This is a genomic window from Enterobacter cloacae complex sp. 385G4 (assembly GCF_057320665.1).
Map to the genome: position 1 here is coordinate 308,927 of NZ_JBXWDD010000002.1, position 26,186 is coordinate 335,112.

The 26,186-nt window shown below is 59.4% G+C and carries 21 protein-coding genes; 10 read left to right on the plus strand and 11 right to left on the minus strand.

Translation table 11 applies throughout. The features are described 5' to 3' along the window. Nucleotides 1-42: 42 nt before the first annotated feature. Both AC2FAJ_RS09350 and AC2FAJ_RS09355 read right to left on the minus strand, forming a co-directional pair. Nucleotides 43-2,406, minus strand: a complete 2,364-nt coding sequence (locus AC2FAJ_RS09350) for a glycoside hydrolase family 31 protein (protein ID WP_485454068.1) — start codon at nt 2,404-2,406, stop codon at nt 43-45. A 17-nt stretch (nt 2,407-2,423) separates the two neighbouring features. Next, entirely contained in the window at nt 2,424-3,725 is a 1,302-nt protein-coding gene (locus AC2FAJ_RS09355) for an MFS transporter (RefSeq protein WP_485454069.1), read from the minus strand. A gap of 288 nt (nt 3,726-4,013) precedes the next feature. Between AC2FAJ_RS09355 and AC2FAJ_RS09360 the strand changes: the two genes are divergently transcribed. Further along, nucleotides 4,014-5,087 (plus strand): LacI family DNA-binding transcriptional regulator, encoded by a 1,074-nt coding sequence (locus AC2FAJ_RS09360; protein ID WP_059354053.1) that lies wholly within the window; start codon nt 4,014-4,016, stop codon nt 5,085-5,087. Here the strand turns inward: AC2FAJ_RS09360 and AC2FAJ_RS09365 are convergent. From AC2FAJ_RS09365 to AC2FAJ_RS09380, 4 genes are all read right to left on the minus strand, one after another. Continuing rightward, nucleotides 5,084-6,340 carry a DUF1479 domain-containing protein gene (locus AC2FAJ_RS09365; protein ID WP_485454070.1) on the minus strand — a complete coding sequence of 419 codons (1,257 nt, stop codon included), beginning with the start codon at nt 6,338-6,340 and terminating at the stop codon, nt 5,084-5,086. The two genes, AC2FAJ_RS09360 and AC2FAJ_RS09365, sit on opposite strands and share 4 nt — an antisense overlap. 149 nt (nt 6,341-6,489) lie before the next feature. Then, nucleotides 6,490-7,305: a Cof-type HAD-IIB family hydrolase gene (locus AC2FAJ_RS09370; RefSeq protein WP_028012470.1), complete on the minus strand. Its 816-nt coding sequence runs from the start codon at nt 7,303-7,305 to the stop codon at nt 6,490-6,492. A 166-nt stretch (nt 7,306-7,471) separates the two neighbouring features. Further along, the gene (locus tag AC2FAJ_RS09375; protein WP_041910698.1) at nt 7,472-9,904 is read right to left on the minus strand and encodes a formate C-acetyltransferase/glycerol dehydratase family glycyl radical enzyme; all 2,433 of its coding nucleotides are present in this window, start codon (nt 9,902-9,904) and stop codon (nt 7,472-7,474) included. Nucleotides 9,905-9,908: 4 nt separating this feature from the next. Next, nucleotides 9,909-10,808, minus strand: coding sequence for a glycyl-radical enzyme activating protein (locus AC2FAJ_RS09380; protein WP_485454071.1), 900 nt, complete (start codon nt 10,806-10,808; stop codon nt 9,909-9,911). Between the two features lie 128 nt (nt 10,809-10,936). Here AC2FAJ_RS09380 and fsa point away from each other — a divergent pair, with 128 nt between their 5' ends. Continuing rightward, nucleotides 10,937-11,599 (plus strand): fructose-6-phosphate aldolase, encoded by a 663-nt coding sequence (fsa, locus tag AC2FAJ_RS09385; protein ID WP_041910697.1) that lies wholly within the window; start codon nt 10,937-10,939, stop codon nt 11,597-11,599. Between the two features lie 89 nt (nt 11,600-11,688). Here fsa and moeB read toward each other — a convergent pair whose 3' ends face one another. Together moeB and moeA are read right to left on the minus strand one after the other, a co-directional pair. Continuing rightward, nucleotides 11,689-12,441, minus strand: a complete 753-nt coding sequence (gene moeB, locus AC2FAJ_RS09390; protein ID WP_485454072.1) for a molybdopterin-synthase adenylyltransferase MoeB — start codon at nt 12,439-12,441, stop codon at nt 11,689-11,691. A gap of 1 nt (nt 12,442) precedes the next feature. After that, nucleotides 12,443-13,675, minus strand: coding sequence for a molybdopterin molybdotransferase MoeA (gene moeA / locus AC2FAJ_RS09395; protein WP_485454073.1), 1,233 nt, complete (start codon nt 13,673-13,675; stop codon nt 12,443-12,445). 188 nt (nt 13,676-13,863) lie between these two features. Between moeA and iaaA the strand changes: the two genes are divergently transcribed. Genes iaaA through gsiD form a run of 5 tightly spaced genes read left to right on the plus strand, consistent with a single transcriptional unit; the run spans nt 13,864 to nt 20,086 of the window. After that, on the plus strand, nt 13,864-14,802 hold the full coding sequence (gene iaaA / locus AC2FAJ_RS09400) for a beta-aspartyl-peptidase (RefSeq protein WP_045630970.1): 939 nt from the start codon (nt 13,864-13,866) through the stop codon (nt 14,800-14,802). Nucleotides 14,803-14,813: 11 nt separating this feature from the next. Then, the gene (gsiA, locus tag AC2FAJ_RS09405) at nt 14,814-16,685 is read left to right on the plus strand and encodes a glutathione ABC transporter ATP-binding protein GsiA (RefSeq protein WP_041910692.1); all 1,872 of its coding nucleotides are present in this window, start codon (nt 14,814-14,816) and stop codon (nt 16,683-16,685) included. A gap of 23 nt (nt 16,686-16,708) precedes the next feature. Further along, nucleotides 16,709-18,247, plus strand: a complete 1,539-nt coding sequence (gsiB, locus tag AC2FAJ_RS09410; protein ID WP_047362754.1) for a glutathione ABC transporter substrate-binding protein GsiB — start codon at nt 16,709-16,711, stop codon at nt 18,245-18,247. Nucleotides 18,248-18,252: 5 nt separating this feature from the next. Then, complete coding sequence (gene gsiC, locus AC2FAJ_RS09415; RefSeq protein ID WP_045630942.1) at nt 18,253-19,173, plus strand: glutathione ABC transporter permease GsiC; 921 nt, start codon at nt 18,253-18,255, stop codon at nt 19,171-19,173. A gap of 1 nt (nt 19,174) precedes the next feature. Continuing rightward, nucleotides 19,175-20,086 (plus strand): glutathione ABC transporter permease GsiD, encoded by a 912-nt coding sequence (gene gsiD / locus AC2FAJ_RS09420; RefSeq protein ID WP_193359209.1) that lies wholly within the window; start codon nt 19,175-19,177, stop codon nt 20,084-20,086. A gap of 63 nt (nt 20,087-20,149) precedes the next feature. On the opposite strand, the gene rimO is transcribed toward gsiD, so the two are convergent. Then, nucleotides 20,150-21,475 carry a 30S ribosomal protein S12 methylthiotransferase RimO gene (gene rimO, locus AC2FAJ_RS09425; protein ID WP_041910688.1) on the minus strand — a complete coding sequence of 442 codons (1,326 nt, stop codon included), beginning with the start codon at nt 21,473-21,475 and terminating at the stop codon, nt 20,150-20,152. Nucleotides 21,476-21,691: 216 nt separating this feature from the next. Here rimO and bssR point away from each other — a divergent pair, with 216 nt between their 5' ends. Continuing rightward, entirely contained in the window at nt 21,692-22,075 is a 384-nt protein-coding gene (bssR, locus tag AC2FAJ_RS09430) for a biofilm formation regulator BssR (RefSeq protein ID WP_045630945.1), read from the plus strand. Between the two features lie 108 nt (nt 22,076-22,183). Beyond that, complete coding sequence (locus AC2FAJ_RS09435) at nt 22,184-23,302, plus strand: PQQ-dependent sugar dehydrogenase (RefSeq protein ID WP_048957049.1); 1,119 nt, start codon at nt 22,184-22,186, stop codon at nt 23,300-23,302. Here the strand turns inward: AC2FAJ_RS09435 and AC2FAJ_RS09440 are convergent, their stop codons facing one another. Further along, the gene (locus tag AC2FAJ_RS09440; RefSeq protein ID WP_028012484.1) at nt 23,303-23,929 is read right to left on the minus strand and encodes a glutathione S-transferase family protein; all 627 of its coding nucleotides are present in this window, start codon (nt 23,927-23,929) and stop codon (nt 23,303-23,305) included. 240 nt (nt 23,930-24,169) lie between these two features. Between AC2FAJ_RS09440 and dacC the strand changes: the two genes are divergently transcribed. Further along, nucleotides 24,170-25,375 (plus strand): serine-type D-Ala-D-Ala carboxypeptidase, encoded by a 1,206-nt coding sequence (gene dacC, locus AC2FAJ_RS09445; RefSeq protein ID WP_045260004.1) that lies wholly within the window; start codon nt 24,170-24,172, stop codon nt 25,373-25,375. A gap of 39 nt (nt 25,376-25,414) precedes the next feature. Here dacC and deoR read toward each other — a convergent pair whose 3' ends face one another. Next, nucleotides 25,415-26,173 carry a DNA-binding transcriptional repressor DeoR gene (deoR, locus tag AC2FAJ_RS09450; RefSeq protein ID WP_047368171.1) on the minus strand — a complete coding sequence of 253 codons (759 nt, stop codon included), beginning with the start codon at nt 26,171-26,173 and terminating at the stop codon, nt 25,415-25,417. Nucleotides 26,174-26,186: the final 13 nt, after the last annotated feature.

The window sequence follows — 26,186 nt, forward strand, 5'->3', positions numbered from 1 at the left end:
TCTCCCAGTGGGAGAGGGTTAGGGTGAGGGCATCAGGCCGCACTACATCACCCACTCGCTCCCTTCAACCCCATTCACCCGCAGCGTACGTTTTTCCCCCGCCGGTAACGACACCTTCAGCGCCTTCCACGCAGGACGATAATCCCCGCGCGCGTTGACCTTCAGGTTGATGGTTGCGCCATCACACTCCATTTCCCATTCCACCCACAGCGCATTGCCCTTCTGATAGCCCCAGCTTTCACCGTCGTCTTCAAACAGCAGCCCCGTGGTTGTGCCGACGCCTTTAACCGGGAACAGCTTCAGCTCGCGGGTCGTATCTTTTTCAGCACTCACATGCGTGATGCGCTCGCTCAACGGCAGACCGGCCCCGGCGCGCACCAGCAGCGGCAGTTTTTCCAGCGGCGCATCAAGGACGATGGATTGCCCGCCCGCATACCACGCGTGGGTGTAAAAATCGTACCAGCCCGTTTCGTTATCTGGCAGCCAGACGCGGCGCTCGCGCTGCCCGGCTTCGACGACGCTGGCGACCAGCAGGTCGCGGCCCAGCAGGAAGTCATCGCACTCTTCGAAGGTCTGCGCGTCGTGCTCGTGGTCGAGGAAGGTCGGACGCAGCATCGGCTCGTCGTCGGCGTGCGCCTGCCAGAGCAGGGTGTAGAGATACGGCAGCAGGCGGTAGCGCAGCTCAATCGCGCCGCGAATGGCAGGCGTGACGCCCGGATACATCCACGGCTCGTTCACGGTGCGATCGTCATTCCAGGAATGGATGGTAAAGCGCGGGTGCATTACGCCGTTCTGCACCCAGCGCACGAACAGCTCGGCGTCCGGCTTGTCGCCGGAGAAACCGCCGACGTCGTGCCCGACGTTGAATAATCCGGACAGGCTCATGCCCAGCCCCATGCGGATGTTATAGCGCAGGGTGTCCCAGTTAGTGCGGTTGTCGCCGCTCCAGGTCTGAACGTAGCGCTGCATTCCGGCGCAGCCGGAGCGGGAGATGAGATACGGGCGTTTTTCCGGCGCAAAGCGCTGCTGCGCTTCCAGCGAGGCGCGCATCATCAGCAGCGGCATCACCGGGCGAATATGCTTGATGGCGATCTCCTTGCCGAAGCCAAAGCAGCGGGCTTCCCCGTCCCACACTTCATACTCGTTGTTGTCGTTCCAGGTGGAGTCGATACCCATCTCCAGCAACTGCGTGGTCACGCCGTTCTGCCACCACTGCACCGTCTGCGGGTTGGTAAAGTCGAGGTGCGAGCCTTCGTCATCCCAGAAGCTGGAACGTTCCGGTGCATCGGTTTCTGAATCACGAATGAACAGGCCGCTCTCCGCCACTTCGTTATAGCGGGGATGATCCTGCAGCAGGCACGGCTTGATGTTGGCCGCAAGCTTCAGTCCCGCGTCGTGGAAGGCCTGGCTCATCGCCTTCGGCTGCGGCACCTTGTCGTAGTTCCAGTTGAAGACGTAGCGCTTGCCGTTGATGGAGGTATAGCCGGACGAGAGCTGGAACGAATCGCACGGAATGGCGTGCTCTTCGCACAGGCGGATGAAGTTCATCAGCTGATTCTGCGCGTCCGGTGCGTCGGTGTAGTGCATGGTCGAGCCGCTGTAGCCCAGGCTCCACTTCGGCCCAAACAGCGTTTTCCCGGTCAGGCGCACGAAGGCTTTGGTGACGTCCAGCGCGCGCGCGCCGGTAAAGAGGTAGTAGTCGATGTCGCCCGCTTCTGCCTGCCAGCGGCGATAGGCGGTGTGATAGTTGTCGATCTCGTTGCCCAGATCCAGCCAGCAGCTGCTCAGGTTGTCGTAGAACAGGCCGTAGCTCACGTCATCGCGGCGGGTGAGGGTAAACGGAATGTGCTTGTAGAGCGGGTCGGTGCTGGCGGCGTTATAGCCCATGGCGTCCAGGTTGCGCATCTCGTAGCGCTTGCCGTTGCGCTGCAGATCGCCCGCTTTCTCGCCCAGGCCGTAAAAACGCTCGTCCTTGCGGCGGCTGAGATAGTGCGCCACGCCATCGCCGTGGGCGTTCAGCAGGTAGGCGCTGGTGGGGCGGTCATTGACCAGCGGCTGCCACTCGCCTGCGTCATTGCGGTAGTACCACTCCAGCCACAGGGGCTGGTGGATGGTGACGCGCAGCTGCTCGGTTGCCACCGTCACTGCGTCATCCTGCTGCGTCAGGGTCCAGGCCGGGCAGGAGAAACCGCTCAAGTCGTCACGATGGCGGCCTTCCCACGGCACGTCCTGTTCCGGCGCGATGCTCCAGGTGCGGTCCAGCGCCAGCTCGCCTTTGCGCTTAATCAGCACGCGGAACAGGTTTTGTTCCAGCACATACAGGCACAGGCGGTGCTGATTATCCACCAGCAGCTCCAGATGATTCGCAGACTGCTTATCGACGGTCCAGTTTTTCAGGGTTTTCATATGCAATACATCCACTATCAGGCGCGCTTGGCGCGACGTTCAGCAATAAATGCCACCAGGAAGAGAGCGCCAATCAGGTCAAAAAAGCCCATGGCAATAAAGAGCGGGTTGAAGCCGATTTTGTCGGCGGTCACCCCGATTAACAGGGAGAACAGGAAGCTGGCGATCCACGCCGCCGAGCCGCGCATGCCGTTGACGGTCGCCATCTGGCCTTTGTCGAACGACTCCACGACCAGGGCACTCAGCATGCAGGAGATGATCTGGTGCCCGAAGCCGCCGATGGAGATCAGCACGATGGTGATATACGGGTCGCGGGTCACGGCGACGATGGCCAGCGAAATCATCAGAAACGCGCCGGTGACGGAGCTTGCCACCACCGAGTTCACGCGGGAGCAGCCGAACCAGCGGGTGTACAGGCGCGTCAGGTAGCCGCTTGCCACGCTGCCGAGGTCGGCGGCGAGGAAGGGCAGCCAGGCAAACATCGCAATCTGCTTCAGGTCCATGCCGTGCTCTTTAGCGAGGTACAGCGGCACCCAGAAGCTCAGCACCGCCCAGGCGGGTTCTGCCATAAAGGCCGGGATGGCGATACCGTAGAAGCGTTTGTTTTTCGAGACGGTTTTCAGCGCGGTCAGGAAGGGCAGCTTGAGCGGTGCGGGTTCGTTATCCTGTTTGATAAACGCCAGCTCGTCGCGGCTCAGGTTCGGGTGCTGTTCCGGGTTGTGGTAGAACGCCCACCAGAGGATCACCCACAGCAGCGCCAGCACGCCGGTAAACATAAACGCGCCCTGCCAGCCGAACGACGCGTGAGCAAAGTAGATGATAGGCGGAGCCAGCATCGCGCCGATGGAGAAGCCCACGCCTGCCCAGCCGGCGGCAACGGGACGCTCTGATTTCGGGAACCATTCGCCGATGGTTTTGGCATTCGCTGGCGTGGCGGCAGCTTCGGAAGCACCCATAAAGAAGCGCAGAATCGCGAGATGTAGCCAGCTTCCGGCACCCGCGTGGAAGATACACATCAGCGCCCAGATCCCGGCGCAGACCATAAAGCCAATCTTCAGGCCGATGACGTCAATCAGCCAGCCGCACAGGGGCTGGAAAATGGTGTAGGCGATCTGAAACGCGCCGACTATCCAGGAGTACTGCTCGGTGGTGATCCCGAGGCTCTCTTTCAGTTCCGGGGCGAGGATCCCCAGTGAGTTACGGGTGATGTAGTTAACGGTGACGCCAAGTAAAAACAGCACCAGCACGTACCAGCGCAAATTCTTAATGACGCGACGGGTTTTGCTTGTCGCAACGGTGTTATTGATGTCCTGACTCATTTTACTCTCCACAAGACGGACGGTAAGGGGACGGAGGTTCAGGTGTCACACAGATTGTTATGCCTTTGATTTCTATCCGCTTAGAATGCTTAAGTTGCTATACAACTAGTATGGAAGCTGTGTGACAAGTTCACCTTAGGGAAGAAAATGAGAGGGCAAAAGTGGATTTTGTGCAAAATTTCTCATAACTGACGTAAACCCTCTGGCATGATGGTCTTTATGTCAGTTATTGCCTGATGAATACGCTATGAAAATTTTTTCATTTCGCAAATGGAGCCAGATCACAAAATGGACAAAAGGCTAAAAATCACCGAAATCGCCGCCCGTACCCAGCTCTCCATCAGTACGGTTTCCCGTGTGCTGGCAGGCAAAGCGAATACCAGCGAAAAGGCGCGGGCTAAGGTGCTGGCGTGCGCGCGGGAGCTGGGGGTAATGGACGGCATGGCGGCGGGGCGTCTGCTGCTTAACAGCCTGGTGGTTTTTGCCCCTCAGCGTGCCTTCGACGAGCGGTCCGACATCTTTTATTACCGCGTGATCCAGAGCGTGAGCAAAGGGCTTGCCTCGCACGAGGTTCGGCTGCGCTACTGCGCGCTGGAGGAGAACGACAGCGACGCCCAGATTTTTCTGGCACGCATGAACGAGCCGGATACCCAGGCGGCCATTCTGCTCGGTATCGACGATCCGCATATCCACGATCTGGCGGTGGATGTGGGGAAACCCTGCATGCTGATTAACTGCCGGGACCGCCGCATGCGCCTGCCTGCCGTTGCCCCGGATCACCGTGCGATTGGCGAGCGGGCGGCGGAGTACCTGTTCGAGATGGGGCACCGCGAGGTGATGAACGTGCTGTGCCTGCGTCGCTACACCATGGAGCTGCGCCTGGCGGGGATCCGCGACGCGTGGCAGTCCCACAACCTGGCGTTCAAGGACAAGCGCGATCTGCTGGTGGTGCCAAGCTTCAGCGCCAGAGAGACGGAGCAACTGGTGAGCGAGTGGCTTAACCAACAGAAGGGAAAAGACCTGCCGACGGCGTTCCTGGTAGGCGGGGACTTTATGGCGGCAGGCACCATCAGCGCGCTGCAAAATCACGGTCTGCGCGTGCCGCAGGACGTCTCGGTGATGAGCATTGACGGCTTTAATCTGGCGGCGATTCAGGATGTGCCCTTAACGGCGGTGCATGTTCCCCGCGACGAGCTGGGAACGGAAGCGGTGCATATGCTCCAGCAGCGGCTGATGCGCCCGGACGCGCCGTCAGGAACATTGCTGCTGAACGGCACGCTGGCCGTGCGGGAGTCGGTACGGCGGATACGTCAGGGGAAACGACGCACCGCCGTTGAGCGGGAAGGGCTGTACGACAGTTAAGCCATGCCCAGCGCGCGCTTGCCGTGGATGTTCAGATCGTTCACGGTGAAACGGTCCTGCCAGCTTTTCTCATAATCCTCGCGCGGGAAATCGCCCGGTGACGCGCCGGTTTCCAGCGCTTCCTTGACCTTTTTCGCGTAGGCAAGGTTTTTCTCGCACATTGGCGCGGCGGGGATGTACATCACGTTGCCCCAGCCCTGCTGATTTTCCACCGGCGCGACGGAGTGGATCACGTCGCAGTGCCACCACACGGAATCACCGGCTTCCAGCGCCGGAATACTGGTCAATGCTTCGACAAGCAGCGGGTGCCACTTCTCGGAAATCGGCAGCACGCGCCCCGGCGCCACGCCGCACAGTTCGTCTTCTGGCACGTCGTCCAGCAGAGGACGCAGCAGAATGTAGGCCATTGCTTCCGGGATCGGCACCACGTGCAGCAGCCCCTGGCCGGGGATCATGTCCGACAGCGCCGTCCAGCCCTGGAAGGTGCGGAACACCGAGCACTTGGTGGTGTTATCCACGGTGTACTCTTCCACTTCGGTACGGTGTGCGGCGTTCCACGGATCGTATTTCTCAACGTTGCCGTCAAACACCCGGGCAAACACCTGCTGGTAAGCCGGCAGCAGCCAGCGCTCCAGCGCGCCGGAATCGGTATGCGCCCCCAGCCCTTTTGAAGTGGTTCCCGGCGGACGACGGCGGATGCGGTCCGGGTAAATCACGCTGACGTCAGGGTCGAACCACTGCTTGCCGTTGCTCTCGAATGTCCATAAACGGTTCAGGAACGACTGCACCTGCGCCATCTCTTCACTCTGGCGCGCCTGCATTTGTGCCTGGGACCAGTAGATCGGGTAAATCTCCGGGCGGGAGGCGGTTAAGGTGCCGAAGAAGTTGTCGCCCGGCCCTTTGTACACCTCGTCAAACTTGTTCAGATCGAGGTAGTCGAGCATCGACCGATCCCACGCCAGCGCCTGCTCGCGGGGGAAGTGACCTTTAATCACCGCGCAGCCGCGGCGCTTAACGGCCTCGCGCTGAGCGTCGGTAATCGTGCCGTTTTTCACATCTGCAAACGGAATCACCGGCCAGACGGGTTCGCCTTTATTTTTCAGGGCGTTGATCTCCGCCACGCGGGTGGCGATTTTATCGCTGAGCTTGTCGAACACCGCCTGCACGTCGCCGATCTGCGCGCGTAACTCACGTTTTAACTGACGGATTGCCGCTTTGTGGTCCGCTGGCAAGGTTTCACTGGTAAAGGTCATAACTGCCTCACATCTTTCATTCGAAAGTAAAAATGTCTACAAGTGATACTTTAAGTTAAAAATAAGTTAATGCAAGTTTAAAAACTTGACGCAAGCCACAGGACGGAAAAAGAGTGAGAGGCCGGAGCGGGGCTCCGGCGAGGAAAGGATCAGACGTCGAAAGGAGAGTGGTTGTCGAGCACGGCCTGAATGACGTTCAGCGCGCCCTGATGGTTGTTATCGTCGGTGCTGTAGCGGCTAATGTCTTTAATGCTCTGCGCCGCGTTGCCCATCGCAAAAGAGTATTTTACCAGCTTCAGCATCTCGGCATCGTTGCCGCTGTCGCCAATGCCGACGCACTCCTGCGGGGAGATTTTCCAGCGTTTCAGCAGGCGGCTGATGCCGTTGGCTTTGTGCAGGCCGGGGATAATCAAATCGACAAAACCGAAACCGCTGGTAACCGGCTTCATGATGCCGTCCAGGGAGACGTGCAGTTTATCGACCAGGTTCGGGATATCGCTGTCCGGCAGGTTCAGGGAGAACTTAAACAGCACGTCGTCGATTTCGCGGTAATCGCTGATGCGTTTTAAGCGGTGATAGTGCTTTGACATCAGCGCCACGAAGGCGTCCGGGGCTTTGTCGCTGACGTAGGCGCTCTCCAGACCGCAGGCTACAAAGTTCAGCCCTTCGTCTTTCAGCAGTTCGCCAATAACGATCTGCGACTCATGGCGGGTCAGCTCGCCGTGGAAAACCTGTTCGCCGTGGTCAAACACCAGCGCGCCGTTCTCCGCCACGAAGGAGATCTGCTCTTTCAGCTCGGGGAAGAAGGAGATGAGCTGGTAATACTGGTTGCCGCTGGCGACAACGAATTCAATATCGCGGGCTTTAAGCTGCTCAAACTGTGCCTGGAAGCGGTCACGATCGTACTGCTTGGCATCATCAAGGAAAGTTCCGTCCATATCGGTGACGATAACTTTAACGGTCATACTGTGCTCCTGGGTCACTGCGTTTTGAAACATTCTAATAACAAGGTGACGGGGAGCACAAATTTAATTTCGAATGAAAGTCAGAAAGCCGGGTGGCGGCTTCGCCTTACCCGGCCTACGGGGAGACTCTGTAGGCCCGGTAAGCGCAGCGCCACCGGGCGTTTTCTTACAGCGTATGCTCAGTACGGGCGATAATATCGTCCTGCGCATCCGGCGACAGGGCGGTGAAGAACGCCGAGTAACCCGCCACGCGCACTACCAGGTCGCGGTACTGGTCCGGGTGCTTCTTCGCTTCCAGCAGCGTTTCGCGGGAGACAATGTTGTACTGAATATGCCAGCCCTTGTGCACCTCGAAGAAGGTACGCAGCAGTACCATCAGCTTCTGGCGATCGCTGTCGTTTTCCAGCGTCGACGGATTAAGCTTCTGGTTAAGCAGCACGCCGCCGAGAATCGCCTCGGTAGGTAGTTTACCGACCGAGCCGATCACCGCCGTCGGGCCGAGGTGGTCCGTACCGGAGGCCGGGCTTGCCCCTTCTGCCAGCGGGGTGTGGGCCTTACGTCCGTCCGGCGTGGCCATCGTTGCCGCGCCGAACGGCACGTTAGCGGAGATAGACGACGTGCCCGCGTAGTAGTTACCGCCAATCGGGCCGCGGCCGTAGCGCGGGTTGTGGTACTGCTTCAGCTCCTCAATGTAGGTCTGGTAGGCGCGCGTCAGCAGCATGTCCACGCTATCGTCATCGTTGCCGTACTTCGGCGCGCCGTTGATCAGGCGCTGGCGCAGCTGCTCGTGGGTCAGCCCGTCGAAGTCATCCGCCAGCGCCGCCGCCAGCTGCTGCTGACCGATAGCGCCCTGCTCAAAGACCAGCTTCTTCACCGCCGCCAGGCTGTTGCCGAGGTTGGCGATACCCACCTGCAGGCCGGAGACCCAGTCATATTTCGCGCCGCCCTGCTTAATGCTTTTCGCGCGCTCGATGCAGTCGTCCACCAGCGCCGAGCAGAGAATGTCGTGGACGTTCTCCTCCAGCATGGTGTCTACCACGTACTCAATTTCGATAGATTTGCGGGTGTAGTAGCGGATCTGGGTATCCCACGCCGCCATCACCTCCTCGAAATTGTCGAAGTTACCGGCGGAGAGCGCTTTCTCCTGCGGCAGGAACACCTTGCCGCTGGTGGCGTCGCGGCCGCCTTCCAGCGCGGCGAGCATAACGCGGGCAAAGTTGATAAAGCTCATGCCGGTGCAGCGGTAGCCCCACTTGCCGCCCACCGCGGTTTCGATACAGCCGATGGCCGCGTAGTCGTAGGCATCATCGCGCTCAACGCCAAGCTTGATAAATTCCGGGATCACGATTTCATCGTTGTTAAATGCCGGCATCCCGAAGCCGCAGCGGATCACCTGCACGCAGGCGTCGAGGAAGTCGTTGCTCATGCCCGCGTGATAGCGCACGCTCAGGTTTGGCTGGGTAGAGCGCAGGCGACCGCAGGATTCCAGAATCGCCCAGGAGAGCGGGTTCACCGCGTCCATCGGCTCGCCGTTAACCAGCTTCTGACCACCAATGGTGACGTTCTGGTACAGCGGGCTACCGGCGGAGGCCTTGGAGTGCGAGCCGGAGCGGATCTTGTTCACTTCCAGCAGCTTCAGCCAGCAGCTGTGCAGCAGCTCGATGGCGTGCTCGCGGTCCAGACTCTGGTCCAGCTCCACGTCGCGGCGGTAGTACGGATAGAGATACTGGTCCATCCGCGCGAAGGAGACGGAGTGGCCGTTGGACTCAATCTGCAGGATCAGCTGAATGAAGTAGCACAGCTGCAGCGCCTGCCAGAATGTTTTTGGCGGCTCGTGGGCAATCACGTCGCAGTTTTCCGCCATCGCCAGCAGCTCGTCGCGGCGGCTTTCGCGGGTTTCCGTAGACGCCATCTCACGCGCCAGGTCGGCGAAGCGTTTGATGTGCAGGCTGACGGCTTCCAGCACGATATCAATTGCCTTCAGGAACTGATCGCCGTGCAGGTCTTCCAGCACCGTCAGGTTGATGCGCGAGCGGCGCTCGTCCACTTTGGCGCGCAGGCCGTCGAGACCTTTCTCCAGCACCAGCGGGAAGTTTACCGCCAGGTGCGCGTCGCCGGAGGTCATGTTGCCTTCGGCTTTGATGATGCCGGTTTCCAGCAGGCCTTTCTGCTCGTCGGTGAACATGCCGTAGCAGCGGTCCTGCACCGTCTGGCCGCGCCACCATGGGCAGATTTCATGCAGAACACGCTTGTTCTCTTCGCTCACCGCGAAGCCTGCACCCGGACGGTCCGCCAGATCGTCAATCTCTTTCTCAATCCAGGAGACGGTATATTCCGGGAAAATCGGCGCGGCGCGCACTTCGCTTGCCTGGTTGCCGATAATCAGCTCGTCGTGCTTGATCCAGATGGTGCGTTCCGCCAGGTGATGTGCCAGGGCCAGCGCGCGACGCACCGGGATCGGCTTGTCCATGTGCTGCTGGTACATTTCGGTGTAATGCAGCGCGCGCTCGGTACAGACCGGCGGCTTGACGATATGCACCAGCGCCATTTTATGCGCTTTAATACGTTCGCTGAGGGTGTTGAGATTCAGGGTGGTCATAGGTTTATCCTCGTAAGGTCGCGGTTAACCCTTTCTGGCAGGCATACTGCTGCGCGAAATCCAGCAGGGCAGGGTTATCCAGCGGTTTGTCAGGGGCAGAGTAAGGTTGGCTGAGCAGGGTGTATTTGTTCATGCCCAGCGTGTGATACGGCAAAAAATGAATATCATCGACGCCGAGTTCGTCGGCGGCGAAGTTGGTAATGGCTGTGATGGACGCTTCATCGGCGTTAAAGCCCTGGATCAGCGGCACGCGGATGGTGATCTTTTTCCCGGCAGCGGCGAGGCGCTTCAGGTTGTCCAGGATCCGTTTGGCCGAACCGTCGGTCCACTGTTTGAACACCGCTCCATCGACGTGCTTAAGGTCGGCAAGGAACAGATCGACGTACGGTAATGACGGCTCGATATAATGCCACGGCACGTGAAGGCAGGTTTCGACGGCGGTGTGGATACCCTGTTCGTGGCTGGCCTTGAACAGGGCGTGCGCCAGCTCCGGGTTCATAAACGGCTCGCCGCCGGAGAGGGTGATCCCGCCGCCGCTGCGGTCATAAAAGGGTTTGTCGCGCAGCACGGTGGCCATGATCTCGTCCACCTGCTTCTCTTCACCGCAGACGGTAAGCGCCTGTGTCGGGCAGCAGTCGGTGAGGGCGTTAAGCGTCTCTTCACCCAGCTTTTCGCGGTGGATGACCAGGCCATTGAGTGCGCGTTCGATACAGCCTGGTGCCGCCAGCTGACACAGGTCGCAGCCTTCCAGACACAGGCGCGCGTCAAACAGCACGTCCCGGCTGCGCGAGCGGCTTTCCGGGTTCTGACACCAGCGACAGCCCAGCGAGCAGCCTTTCAGGAACACCACGGTTCGAATACCGGGGCCGTCGTGGGTGGAATAACGCTGAATATTGAAGATCATATTTTTGCCCTCAAGTTGCATATGAAGATTAAATGACTTTCGAATGAAAGTTATCTTGATGCAGGTCAACTCTTGAGCAGGTTTTATTGTGATAGGGTAAGTGCAGGCTAATTTTTGAGGGTGACATCATGGAACTTTATCTCGACACATCTGACGTTGCGGCAGTCAAAAAGCTGGCGCGTATCTTCCCGCTGGCGGGCGTGACCACCAACCCAAGCATTGTGGCGGCAGGAAAAACGCCGCTAGATGAGCTGCTGCCCGCGCTGCACGACGCGTTGGGCGGTAAGGGCCGTCTGTTTGCGCAGGTAATGGCAACCACCGCCGAAGGGATGGTGGAAGACGCGCGCAAGCTGCGCGCTATCATTAACGACCTGGTGGTGAAGGTGCCGGTGACCGCGGAAGGGCTGGCGGCGATCAAAATGCTGAAAGCAGAAGGGATCCCGACGCTGGGGACGGCGGTGTATGGCGCCGCGCAGGGGATGCTGTCCGCCCTGGCCGGAGCAGAGTATGTGGCCCCTTACGTTAACCGCGTGGACGCGCAGGGCGGGGACGGGATCCAGACCGTGATTGAACTGCAGCACCTGTTGGCGCTGCACGCGCCGCAGTCAAAGGTGCTGGCCGCGAGCTTTAAAACCCCGCGTCAGGCGCTGGACTGCCTGCTGGCAGGGTGCGAGTCCATCACGCTACCGCTGGACGTCGCGCAGCAGTTTATTACTTCCCCTGCGGTGGATGCGGCGATCGTGAAGTTTGAGCAGGACTGGCAGGGAGCGTTTGGACGGACGTCTATCTGACGGGGGCGGCCTGATGCCCTCGCCCCAACCCTCTCCCACAGGGAGAGGGAGCAAACACCAAAACGGCAACCTGAAGGTTGCCGTTTGCTTTAACCTCCGCACACCTCACACCCCGGATTGCGCATCAGCTTCATCTCGCGGAACTGGCAGGTCATCGCGTCATACATCACGATTTTCCCCGCGGCAGGCGTGCCGTAGTGTGCCAGAACTTTAATCGCTTCCATTGCCTGCAATGAGCCAATCACGCCGACGAGTGGTGCCATCACGCCCGCCTCGACGCAGGTCAGCGCATTCTCGCCAAACAGACGGCTCAGGCAGCGGTAGCAGGGTTCACACTCGGCGTACGTGAAGACGCTGATTTGCCCCTCCATGCGGATCGCCGCGCCGGAGACCAGCGAGGTTTTGTGGGCAAAACAGCCCGCGTTCAGCTGGTTACGGACCGCGACGTTATCGGTGCAGTCGAGCACCAGATCGTGCTGCGCAATCTGCGCGAACAGCGCGTCGTCATCCAGCATCGCGTCAATCAGGGTGAACTGAACGTTGGGGTTGATGCGCGCCAGCGCCGTGCGGGCAGAGTCCACTTTCGGCTGGCCAACCGTCGCGTCGCTGTGCAGCGTCTGGCGCTGCAGGTTGGACACCGAGACGGTATCGAAATCCAACAGCGTCATCCTGCCCACGCCCGCCGCCGAAAGATACTGCGCGGCGGCGCAGCCCAGCCCGCCGAGACCGACGACCAGCACATTGGCTGCCTTAAGCGCTTCCTGGCCCTCAAAGTCAAACCCGCGCAGCACGATCTGGCGGTTGTAGCGCATCATCTCCTGGTCGCTCAGCTCCACCGTCATGTCAGCCTCCGAACAGGTGGTTAAAGCTTTCTACCTCAACCCATTCGCCGGCTTCCACGTTGCCGCGCTCGCGCTCCAGCACGATAAAGCAGTTGCCCTGGCTGAAGGAGCTGAAAATGTGCGAGCCCTGATGTCCGGTGGTGCTCACTTCGAGCTCACCGTCCGCGCCGCGTGCCAGAATGCCGCGCTGGAAATCGAGACGACCCGGTGATTTTTTCAGGCGCGTAGCGGCACGCACGCGCAGGCGTTCCGGCAGCGGGCTGGCTTTGTTGCCGGAAAGCTTCGCCAGGAGCGGGATCGCCAGCTGGTAGAAGGTGAGTGCCGCAGAGACCGGGTTACCCGGCAGGCCGCAGAACCAGCTGTGCGGAAGCTTGCCAAACGCGAACGGTTTGCCCGGCTTAATCGCCAGCTTCCAGAAGGCGATTTCGCCCAGCTCTTCAAGAAGGGTTTTGGTGTAATCCGCTTCGCCCACGGAGACGCCGCCGGAGCTGATGACCACGTCGGCGGATTTGTCCGCCTCGATAAACGCCGCGCGCAGTTTTTCCGGGTCGTCTGGAATAATCCCGAGGTTAATCACCTCGCAGCCCAGCTGCTCGAGCATCAGGTGTACCGCCAGGCGGTTGGTGTCATAAATCTGGCCGTCCTGCAGCGGCTGGCCCGGAAGCTGCAGCTCGTCGCCGGTGGAGAAGACCGCCACGCGCACCTTGCGGACAACGTCAACTTCGGCGATGCCGAGCGACGCCAGCACCGGCAGTTCACCTACCGTCAATTTCTGCCCGGCGGCAAAAACGGTCGCGCCGAGGGTGATGTCTTCGCCCGTGAGGCGGATGTTCTGGCCCGCTTTAACGTTCGCGGTAAAACGCACGCCGTCGTCGGTCTGCTCGGTCTCTTCCTGCATCACCACGGCATCGCAGCCCTGCGGAACCGGCGCGCCGGTCATGATGCGCACGCAGGTGCCCGCTGGCCATTCGCCGCCAAACGGCTGGCCCGCAAAGGCTTTACCCGCCACCGGCAGGGCGTTACCCGTCTGGAGATCCGCCAGGCGCACCGCGTAACCGTCCATCGCGGAGTTATCGAACCCCGGCACGTTCATCGGCGAGACGATATCGCGCGCGGCAATACGACCAAAACAGCGCACAAGCGGCAGCGTCTCAACGTCATGCAGCGGAGAAATACGGTCAAGCATCTGCGAGAGTGCCGTCTCAAGCGGCATCAGTCCGGCGGTAAAATCCATGGTGGGCTCCTGCGGAGTAACAACGAAAGCGCCCATTATGGCAGAAAAGTGCGGCTAACTGTATGACCCGATGGGTGTACGCTTTACATCACTGTTGCGTCTTTCTATATTCAAAAATCATCTGAAGTTTCATCGACGATAATGATATTTATAGAAAAAGCCGCGAATCAGGCTAACGGGTGATGCGAATGGTTAATGCGGTAATCGCAATTCATGGCGGCGCAGGGGCAATCACCCGTGCACAGCTTAGTCCCGAGCAGGAAAAGCGCTACATTGACGCGCTGTACGCCATTGTGGAAACGGGCCAGAAAATGCTGGAAGCGGGCGAGAGCGCGCTGGATGTGGTCACCGAGGCGGTGCGCCTGCTGGAAGAGTGTCCGCTCTTTAATGCCGGAATAGGTTCGGTTTTTACCCGGGATGAAACCCACGAGCTGGACGCCTGCGTGATGGACGGCGTCACCCTGAAGGCGGGCGCCGTGGCGGGCGTGAGCCATCTGCGAAACCCGGTGCTGGCGGCGCGTCTGGTGATGGAGGAGAGCCCGCACGTTCTGCTGGCGGGCGCCGGGGCGGAAAAATTTGCCTTTGAGCACGGAATGGAACCGATATCGCCGGATCTGTTTTCCACGGAAGAACGCTATCAGCAGCTGCTGGAAGCCCGTACGGCGGGCATAACGCAGCTTGACCATACTGCGCCGCTGGATGAAACCACAAAAATGGGCACGGTCGGCGCGGTGGCGCTCGATAAAGCCGGTAACCTCGCGGCGGCGACGTCAACGGGCGGCATGACCAACAAGCTGCCGGGACGCGTCGGCGACAGCCCGCTGCCCGGCGCTGGCTGCTATGCCAATAACGCCACGGCGGCGGTGTCGTGTACCGGCACCGGGGAAGTGTTTATTCGCGCCCTCGCGGCCTACGACATCACCGCGCTGATGGATTACGGCGGTTTAAGCCTGAGCGAGGCCTGCGAGCGCGTGGTGATGGAAAAATTACCTGCCCTGGGCGGCGTCGGCGGGCTGATTGCGGTCGATCGTGAGGGCAACGTGGCCCTGCCTTTCAACAGCGAAGGCATGTACCGCGCCTGGGGTTATGCCGGTGATGAGCCGAGCACGGGCATCTATCGTGAATAAGGGGGCAGCGCGTGCCGCACACTGAAGAACTGGACAACCGCGAGGTGCTGGCTGTCCATCAACTGAATATTGCGTTTCAGGAAGAGCGGCAGTTCATCCCCGCAGTACAGAATTTATCGTTCTCGCTCAGGCGCGGCGAGACGCTGGCTATTGTTGGCGAATCCGGCTCCGGTAAATCGGTCACCGCGCTGGCGCTGATGCGCCTGCTGGAACAGACGGGCGGGCAAATCAGCAGCGAGAAAATGCTCCTGCGCCGCCGTAACCGTCAGGTCATCGATTTAAACGAGCTGAGCGGCGCGCAGATGCAGGGCGTGCGCGGGGCGGATATCGCGATGATCTTCCAGGAGCCGATGACCTCGCTCAACCCGGTGTTCCCGGTCGGGGAACAAATTGCCGAGTCCATCCGGCTGCATCAGGGGCTGAGCGGCGATGAGGCGCTCAAAGAGGCCCGACGGATGCTGGAGCTGGTGCGCATTCCGGAGGCGCAGGCCATTCTGGGGCGCTACCCGCATCAGCTTTCCGGCGGCATGCGCCAGCGGGTGATGATAGCCATGGCGCTCTCCTGCCGTCCGGCGGTGCTGATCGCCGATGAGCCGACGACGGCGCTGGACGTGACGATTCAGGCGCAGATCCTGCAGCTCATCAAAGTGCTGCAGCAGGAGATGGAGATGGGGGTTATTTTCATCACCCACGATATGGGCGTAGTGGCTGACATCGCCGATCGGGTGCTGGTGATGCATAAGGGCAATGCTGTGGAAACCGGTGCGGTCGAGCAGATTTTCCATGCCCCCGAGCATCCTTACACCAAAGCGCTGCTGGCGGCGGTGCCGCGGCTTGGGGCGATGAACGGCAGCGATTTGCCGCGCCGTTTTCCGCTGATTTCCCTGGAGGCGACAGAGCCGCAGGAGAATGAAGGCGAGCAGGACACCGTGGTGTCGGGCAAACCGATACTCGAAGTGCGCAATCTGGTGACCCGCTTTCCGCTGCGCAGCGGAATTTTCAACCGCCTGAAGCGCGAAGTGCATGCGGTGGAAAACGTCAGTTTTGATCTCTGGCCGGGTGAAACGCTGGCGCTGGTAGGAGAGTCCGGTTGCGGGAAATCCACCACCGGGCGGGCGCTGCTCAGGCTCGTGGAGACCCAGGAAGGGACGATAACCTTTAACGGTGAACGTATCGACACCCTGCCAGATAATAAATTACAGGCGATACGGCGAGATATTCAGTTTATCTTCCAGGATCCGTATGCCTCTCTCGACCCGCGCCATACGGTAGGGTACTCAATTATGGAGCCGCTGCGGGTGCATAACCTGCTCGACGGCGAGGCGGCGCAGCGTCGCGTGGCCTGGCTGCTGGAGCGCGTTGGCCTGAAGCCGGAACACGCCTGGCGTTATCCGCACGAGTTTTCCGGCGGGCAGCGGCAGCGTATCTGCATCGCCCGCGCGCTGGCGCTGAACCCGAAGGTGGTGATTGCGGATGAGTCCGTCTCGGCGCTGGATGTCTCGATCCGGGCGCAAATTATCAACTTACTGCTGGATTTACAGCGGGATATGGGGATTGCCTTCCTGTTTATCTCGCACGATATGGCGGTGGTAGAGCGTATCAGCCACCGCGTGGCGGTGATGTTTATGGGGCAGATCGTGGAGATTGGCCCGCGAAGGGCGGTGTTTGAGAATCCGCAGCACCCCTACACCCGCAAGCTTATTGCGGCGGTCCCGGTTGCCGATCCCGCGCACCGCCACGGCCAGCGCGTGCTGCTGCAGGATGAGATGCCGAGCAACATTCGTAAACGCGGCGAAGCCGTGGAGCGCGTCACGCTGCGTGAGGTTGGTCCGGGTCACTTCGTGGCTCCGCCGCGCCAGGACAATGCCTTCTCACGGTTATAACTTACAACAGGCAGGAGAACACAATGGTTACATTTGTAGCGCGTAAATGGTTGTTAGCCGCGAGCGTGACGGCAGCCCTGGCCGCTGCCCCCGCGTTCGCCGCCAAAGACGTGGTGGTTGCCGTCGGCTCCAACTTCACTACGCTCGATCCGTACGACGCCAACGACACGCTCTCCCAGGCGGTGGCGAAATCGTTCTATCAGGGGCTGTTTGGTCTCGACAGAGAGATGAAGCTGAAAAATGTGCTGGCGGAGGGGTACACCGTATCCGACGACGGGCTGGTCTATACCATCAAGCTCCGTTCCGGCGTGAAGTTCCAGGACGGGACTGATTTCAATGCGGAGGCGGTAAAGGTCAACCTCGACCGTGCCAGCAATCCTCAAAACAGCCTCAAGCGCTATAACCTGTATAAAAATATCGCCAGCACCGAGGTAGTCGACCCGGCAACGGTAAAAATCACCCTGAAAGAGCCATTCTCCGCGTTTATCAATATTCTGGCGCATCCGGCGACGGCGATGATCTCGCCCGCCGCGCTGAAAAAGTACGGTAAAGAGATCGGCTTCCACCCGGTGGGAACCGGGCCGTACGAGCTGCTCACCTGGAACCAGACCGATTTCGTGAAGGTGAAAAAATTCGCGGGATACTGGCAGCAGGGGCTGCCGAAGCTGGACACCATCACCTGGCGCCCGGTGGTGGATAACAACACCCGCGCGGCAATGCTGCAAACCGGCGAGGCGCAGTTTGCCTTCCCCATCCCGTATGAGCAGGCCGCCATTCTGCAGAAAAACAGCAAGCTGGAGCTGGTTGCCAGCCCGTCTATCATGCAGCGCTACATCAGCATGAACGTCACGCAGAAGCCGTTCGATAACCCGAAGGTGCGTGAAGCCATCAACTATGCCATTAACCGTCAGGCGCTGGTGAAGGTCGCTTTTGCGGGTTATGCCACCCCGGCCACCGGCGTGCTGCCGCCGTCTATTGCGTATGCGCAAAGTTATCAGCCGTGGCCGTACGATCCGGCCAAAGCGCGCGAGCTGCTGAAAGAGGCGGGTTTCCCGAACGGCTTCAGCACCACGCTGTGGTCGTCGCATAATCACAGCACCGCCCAGAAGGTGCTGCAGTTCACCCAGCAGCAGCTGGCGCAAGTGGGGATTAAGGCGCAGGTGACCGCGATGGATGCCGGGCAGCGTGCGGCAGAAGTGGAGGGGAAAGGGCAGAAAGAGAGCGGCGTGCGGATGTTCTACACCGGCTGGACGGCCTCGACCGGTGAAGCCGACTGGGCGCTGTCGCCGCTGTTCGCCTCGCAGAACTGGCCGCCAACCCTGTTCAACACCGCGTTTTACAGCAATCCGCAGGTGGACAAAGACCTGGCCGATGCCCTGAAAACCACCAAACCGGAAGAGAAAGCCCGCCTCTACAAGGACGCGCAGGACATTATCTGGAAAGAGTCGCCGTGGGTACCGCTGGTGGTGGAGAAACTGGTCTCAGCCCATAACAAAGCGCTGACCGGGTTCTACATCATGCCGGACACCGGCTTTAGCTTTGACGATGCGGATTTAAAATAAACCTCATGCTGAATTATGTTTGTAAACGTCTGCTGGGGCTTATCCCGACGCTGCTGATAGTGGCGGTGCTGGTGTTTTTGTTTGTCCACATGCTGCCGGGCGATCCGGCGCGTCTGGTAGCCGGGCCCGAAGCGGATGCCACCGTCATTGAGCTGGTGCGTAAACAGCTGGGCCTCGACCAGCCGCTGTATATGCAGTTTCTGCACTATATGTGCAACGTTCTGCAGGGCGACTTTGGTATTTCAATGGTGTCGCGGCGTCCGGTGTCGGAGGAGATTGCCAGCCGCTTTATGCCCACGTTCTGGTTAACGATTGCCAGCATGGGCTGGGCGGTGGCGTTTGGGCTGGGCGCGGGGATTATTGCGGCCGTCTGGCGCAACCGCTGGCCGGACAAGCTCGGCATGGCCCTGGCGGTGACCGGCATCTCCTTCCCGGCATTCGCGCTGGGGATGCTGCTGATGCAAATCTTCTCCGTTGAACTGGGCTGGCTGCCGACCGTCGGGGCCGATACCTGGAAGCATTATATTCTGCCCTCCATGACGCTGGGCGCTGCCGTTTCGGCGGTGATGGCCCGCTTTACCCGCGCCTCGTTCGTGGACGTGCTGAGCGAAGATTATATTCGCACCGCGCGGGCGAAAGGGGTCAGCGAGAAGTGGGTCATTCTCAAGCACGGGTTCCGCAATGCGATGATCCCGGTGGTGACGATGATGGGACTGCAGTTTGGTTTCCTGCTGGGTGGCTCTATCGTCGTGGAAAAGGTCTTCAACTGGCCGGGGCTGGGGCGCCTGCTGGTCGATTCCGTCGAGATGCGCGACTACCCGGTGATTCAGGCAGAAGTCCTGCTTTTCTCGCTGGAGTTTATTCTTATCAACTTAGTGGTGGACGTGCTTTACGCCGCCATTAATCCGGCCATCAGGTATAAGTAAGATGCGATTGTTGAACTGGCGGCGTCAGGCCGTTTTGAACGCGATGCCGGGGCTGAAACCGGAGCATGTCCGCACCCCGTGGTCCGAATTCTGGCGACGTTTTCGCCGTCAGCCGGTCGCAATGGCGGCGGGGGTGTTCGTGCTGGTGCTGATTGCGGTGGCGATCGTTGCGCCTTGGGTAGCGCCGTTTGATGCGGAAAACTACTTTGACTACGACCGCCTGAACGACGGCCCCTCAATGCTGCACTGGTTCGGCGTGGACTCGCTTGGCCGCGATATCTTCAGCCGCGTGCTGGTGGGGGCGCAAATTTCTCTCGCCGCCGGGGTAGTCGCGGTGCTGATCGGCGCGGCTATCGGTACCGTGCTGGGGCTCGTCGCCGGGTATTATGAAGGCTGGTGGGACCGCATCATCATGCGCATCTGCGACGTGCTGTTTGCTTTCCCCGGCATTCTGCTGGCGATTGCCGTGGTGGCGATCATGGGCAGCGGCATGGCCAACGTTATTATCGCGGTGGCGGTCTTTTCGATTCCGGCCTTTGCCCGCCTGGTGCGCGGCAACACGCTGGTGCTGAAACAGCAGACGTTTATTGAATCCGCCCGCAGCATGGGGGCCAGCGATACCACCATTCTGTTCAGCCATATTCTGCCCGGGACGGTGTCGTCCATCGTGGTCTATTTCACCATGCGTATCGGCGTGTCGATTATTTCGGCGGCCAGCCTGTCGTTTCTGGGGTTAGGGGCACAGCCGCCGACGCCGGAGTGGGGCGCGATGCTGAACGAGGCGAGGGCCGATATGGTGATTGCGCCGCACGTGGCGATTTTCCCGAGCCTGGCGATTTTCCTGACCGTGCTGGCGTTTAACCTGCTGGGGGATGGGCTGCGCGACGCGCTGGATCCGAGGATAAAGGGGTAGTGCAGTGAAATGTGCCGGGTGGCGGCTACGCCTTACCCGGCCTGTAAAAGATGTGCAGTGAGATTAAACCCGGCTACCCCACAGGTCATACTCGTCGGCGTTTTCAACTTTGACGCGAATAATATCACCCGGCTTAACGTTGGTTTCGCCGTTCAGGTACACCGCGCCGTCGATTTCAGGGGCGTCCGCCATGCTGCGACCAATCGCGCCTTCTTCGTCCACTTCGTCGATGATAACCATGATCTCACGGCCCACTTTCTCCTGCAGACGTTCAGCAGAGATCTGCTGCTGCAGTTGCATGAAGCGGTTCCAGCGCTCTTCCTTAACCTCTTCCGGCACCTGATCCGCCAGCTCGTTGGCGGTTGCGCCTTCCACCGGGCTGTACTTGAAGCAGCCGACGCGGTCCAGACGGGCTTCTTTCAGGAAGTCGAGCAGCATCTGGAAGTCTTCTTCGGTTTCACCCGGGAAGCCGACGATAAAGGTGGAGCGCAGGGTCAGATCCGGACAGATTTCACGCCACTGCTTGATGCGCGCCAGCTGGCGGTCAACGGAGCCAGGGCGTTTCATCAGCTTGAGGATACGCGGGCTGGCGTGCTGCAGCGGGATATCCAGGTACGGCAGAATTTTGCCTTCCGCCATCAGCGGGATGACGTCGTCAACGTGCGGGTACGGGTAGACGTAGTGCAGACGTGTCCAGATACCGAGCTTAGCCAACTGCTCGCACAGGCCCACCATGCTGGTTTTCACCGGCTCGCCGTTGTGGAAACCGGAGCGGTGTTTAACGTCTACGCCATAAGCTGAGGTGTCCTGGGAGATGACCAGCAGCTCCTTCACGCCCGCGTCGGCCAGACGTTTCGCTTCCGCCAGCACTTCGCCAATCGGACGGCTCACCAGATCGCCACGCATGGACGGGATGATGCAGAAGGTGCAGCGATGGTTGCAGCCTTCAGAAATTTTCAGGTAGGCGTAGTGACGCGGCGTCAGCTTCACGCCCTGTTCCGGCACCAGGCTCAGGAACGGGTTGTGCTTTGGTTTTGGCACGTAGTGATGAACATGTTCCAGCACCTGCTCGTAGCTGTGCGGGCCGGTGATCTCCAGCACCTTCGGGTGCACTTCGCGGATTTGGTCCACTTTCGCGCCCAGGCAGCCGGTAACAATCACTTTGCCGTTTTCGGTCAGCGCTTCACCGATGGCTTCCAGTGACTCCTGGACCGCGCTGTCGATAAACCCGCAGGTGTTAACGATCACCATATCGGCGTTGTCGTAGCTTGGCACCACGTCATAGCCTTCGGTGCGCAGTTCGGTCAGGATGCGTTCGGAATCCACCAGGTTTTTCGGGCAGCCCAGGGAGACGAAGCCGATTTTCGGCTGGTGCGTAACATTGCTCATAGGTTAAAAATTCATCAATTATGGAGTTATCAGGGCGGGATTTTACAGCGTATCGCGGGGGATTTATACACTCTTTGCAAGGCGGATGCGCCAGGCCGAGGTTGTAACATTGTAAATAATGTTAATCAGTTAAGAATAATTGATCTCAGGCATTAAACTGTACAAAAAATGACCTTATTCTGAATGTGCAACATGGCTGACAGAGGAGGAAATAGCATGTCCGTTGACAGACTGAAACGCGATCTGCTTAACAAGCTGATCAACGCCCGAATCGACCTGGCCGCCTATCTGCAGCTCAGGAAGGCAAAGGGCTATATGTCAGTCAGCGAAAGCGAACATCTGCGTGATAATCTGTTTGAACTGTGTAATTTCATGCGTGAAAAAGCACCGACCCTGAAGGCGGAATACGATGAATGCGAGCTGATGGCGCTGCGTCGCGCCGCTGAGGTGCTCTCCATTGCAGGGGTATGTTTGATGAACGGACGCCACGACTGCCCAAATTTTATCGCTGTTAACGCGGAGAAGCTTGAAAACTGCCTGACAACGCTCTCTCTTTGCATCATGTGTCTTAACAAGCACAAGACGCTTGCACAGCACTGAGTTCGGGGGGAGGCAACTCCCCCCATCTGATTAAGCTTTTGTAAAAGTGGTAACGCGCCCGGAGGTAATGGCTAATCTTTATGCCATATGCCGAAAAAGGAGCGCTTTATGCCTCGATCCTCGTTGATTTTCCTGCCTGCATTGTTCATTCCGTTTTCGCTTCTTGCTGCGCCAGAGGCGGTAAAGGTTGAGGTGCTGCAAAACCGACTCGATCACCCCTGGTCGATGGCGTTCCTGCCGGGTAATGACGGTTTACTGGTCACTCTTAAGGGCGGGCAGCTCAAGCGCTGGCAGGCCGGGAAAGGACTTTCCGATCCCATTGTCGGCGTGCCGAAGGTGTGGGCGAACGGCCAGGGAGGACTGCTGGACGTGGTGCTGGCGCCTGATTTTGAAAAGTCGCGCCGCGTCTGGCTGAGCTACGCCGAAGCCGGGCGTGACGGCAAGGCCGGAACGGCGGTGGGCTATGGCCGCCTGAGCGACGATCTTTCCCGCATCGAGGGATTTCAGGTAGTGTTCCGCCAGATGCCGAAGCTCTCAACCGGTAACCATTTTGGTGGGCGACTGGTGTTCGACGGCAAAGGGTATCTCTTCATTGGACTCGGCGAGAACAACCAGCGCCCGACGGCGCAGGATCTGGACAAGCTGCAGGGTAAAGTGGTGCGCCTCACCGAAGACGGTAAAGTGCCGCCGGATAACCCCTTTGTGAACACCTCCGGCGCGCGGCCGGAAATTTGGTCCTACGGCATTCGTAACCCGCAGGGGATGGCGATGAACCCGTGGAGCGACACGCTGTGGCTGAACGAGCACGGCCCGCGCGGCGGGGATGAAATCAACATCCCGGAGAAGGGCAAAAATTACGGCTGGCCGCTGGCGACGCACGGCATAAACTACAGCGGGCTGAAAATCCCGGAAGCCAAAGGCGAGCACGTTGAGGGAGCCGAAAAGCCGCTGTTTGTCTGGAAAGTGTCGCCCGCGGTCAGCGGCATGGCGTTCTATAATAGCGACGTGTTCCCGCAGTGGAAAAACAAGCTGTTTATCGGGGCGCTAAAGGAAAAGGACGTTATCGTGCTGAGCGTGGACGGCAATAAGGTGACGGAGGACGGGCGGATCCTGGGCGACCGGGAGCAGCGTATTCGCGATGTGCGGGTGGGGCCGGATGGCTATCTGTATGTCCTGACCGACGAAACGGACGGGCAGCTGTTAAAAGTCAGCCCGTCCGGTGCGTAATCAGGTGACCGGGATCATAACCACGTTACGGTACGCCGGGCGCTCGCCAAGCTGCTTAAGCCAGCGGTCAAGGTTCGGGCGCGGCGTCCATTTCAGACCGAGGTTAGTCAGGTTCCAGACGAACGGCGCTACGGCAATGTCCCCCACGCCGAACGTATCGCCGGAGAACCAGGCGTGCTTCGCCAGCTCATCGTCCATCATCGCAAACAGGTTTTCGCAGGCATCCTGCGCGGCATGAATGGCGGGGTAGTCGCGCTCGGCTTCAGGGGTTCTCACCAGCCCCATCAGGATCACGCGGTGAACGGGAGAGAGCGTCTGATTTGCCCAGTCCATCCACTTCTCACCCTGCGCGCGCTGCGCCGGGTTTTCAACCCACAGGCGGCCAAGACCGTACTGGGCGGCGAGGTAACGCACAATGGTGTTGGACTCCCAAAGCGTTGCGTCTGTTTCGTCATCGCGCAGCAGCGGCACCAGGCCGTTCGGGTTCATCGCCAGATAGTCGGCCTCTTTGTTCACGCCGAACGACATGCCAGCCATGATTTGGTTAAACGGTAAATCCAGTTCCTCCAGCGTCCAGAGCACTTTCTTAACGTTGGTCGAATTATTCCTGCCCCACAGCGTAATCATATTTACTCCTGATGAGTGTGAATCCGGGTCGGCTTTTTGCCATGGTGAGATAAACCTAACAATTACGCAACAGAAGACAAAAAAATCGCCTGAATCAAAGCGTAAATGAATGTTATTGCATAAACTTTAATAACTTTACCCTCGTTGGGTTTCTTTAACCGTTTTAGTGCGCTATTACTCATCGCTTCTTGCGACACGGTGATGTGACGTAATTTTTGAATGGACACTCGGGTGGCATTTATGACGCGAAAAATGACTTCTCTGCGCAGCCTGGCGGCAGGCTCTGCGCTCCTTTTCCTGTTTGCACCAACACTCTACGCGGCTGAACAGGCTGCGCCCGAAGCGCCGCCTGTGGACGCGCGCGCCTGGATCCTGATGGACTATTCCAGCGGTAAAGTGCTGGCGGAAGGCAATGCGGATGAGAAACTCGATCCGGCCAGCCTGACCAAAATCATGACCAGCTATGTGGTCGGGCAGGCGTTAAAAGCGGGCAAGATCAAGCTGGACGATATGGTCACCATCGGGAAGGATGCCTGGGCGACAGGCAACCCGGCGCTGCGGGGCTCGTCGGTGATGTTCCTGAAGCCAGGCGATCAGGTCTCCGTCTCCGATCTGAACAAAGGGGTAATCATTCAGTCGGGAAATGATGCGTGTATCGCGCTGGCCGACTACGTTGCCGGCAGTCAGGATTCTTTCATTGGTTTGATGAATGGCTATGCGCAAAAGCTCGGCTTAACCAACACCACCTTCAAAACGGTCCACGGCCTGGATGCGCCGGGACAGTTCAGTACCGCGCGCGACATGGCGCTGCTGGGAAAAGCGCTGATCCACGACGTGCCGGATGAATACGCCATCCACAAAGAGAAAGAGTTTACCTTCAACAAAATTCGCCAGCCGAACCGCAACCGCCTGCTGTGGAGCAGCAACGTTAACGTGGACGGAATGAAGACCGGCACCACGGCCGGCGCGGGCTACAACCTGGTGGCCTCCGCGACGCAGGGCGATATGCGCCTGATCTCGGTGGTGCTGGGCACCAAAACCGACCGCATCCGCTTTAACGAGTCAGAAAAACTGCTGACCTGGGGCTTCCGCTTCTATGAAACCGTGACGCCGATTAAACCGGATGCCACGTTCGTCAGCCAGCGCGTCTGGTTTGGTGATAAGAGCGAGGTGAATCTGGGGGCGGGTGAGGCCGGTTCCGTGACCATTCCACGCGGTCAGCTGAAAAACCTGAAAGCAAGCTATACCCTGACCGACCCGCAGCTCACCGCGCCGCTGAAAAAAGGCCAGGTGGTCGGGACGATTGATTTTCAGCTAAACGGCAAGTCGATTGAACAGCGTCCGCTGATTGTGATGGAAGCGGTGGAAGAGGGCGGCTTCTTCAGCCGGATGTGGGATTTCGTGTTGATGAAATTCCATAGCTGGTTTGGCAGCTGGTTTAGTTAAGTTTTATGCCGGGTGGCGCTGCGCTTACCCGGCATAACCTCAATACATCAACTTCACCTGCTGTGCCTTTGCATGGGCCACAATCTCGTCATCGGGGCGGCAATCGCTGACGATGGCGTCAAACTGCGCCAGCTCGCCCATTCTTGCCGAACGCACCTTGCCAAACTTGCTGTGATCGACCACCAGCACATGATACTGCGCGGCATTTAACGCCCAGTGCTTGACCGGCAGCTCCTCCAGATTAAAGCAGGTTGCACCCTGGCGCACATTGACGCCCGCGGCGGAATAAAACGCGATGTCCGGGCAGAGGTTGCTGAGCGTGTCCTGTAGATTGAGCGGCTTAAAGATGGCGTTGCTGGCGTGAAACTCGCCGCCGCAGAGGATCACCCGGCACTCGGGTTTCTCCTGAAGCGCCAGAAAGGTGTTCAGGGAGTAGCACACGGCGGTAAAGGGAATGCTGCTGTCGATGGCTTCGATAATCCACGGCGTGGTGGTGCCGCAGTCAAAAAACAGCGTCTGGTGCGGCTGAACCAGCGTAGCCGCAAGGCGCGCGGCTTTGCGCTTCTCTTCAACCAGACGCGTCTTCTGGTCGCTGATCAGATAATGGCTGGCGCTGCGCGGCTCAAGGACGATGTACCCGCCCAGCAGTACCACGGGGGCGCTGTCGCTGTTCAGATCGCGACGAATGGTCATCTCTGAGACGCCGAGGAGGTTGGCGGCTTCCTTCAGATGCAGCTTATCGCTGCGCTTCAGCGCCTGCAGCAGCTGAGCAATGCGGTCATCGCGACGTGTTTCCATAGTTCCTCGGGAT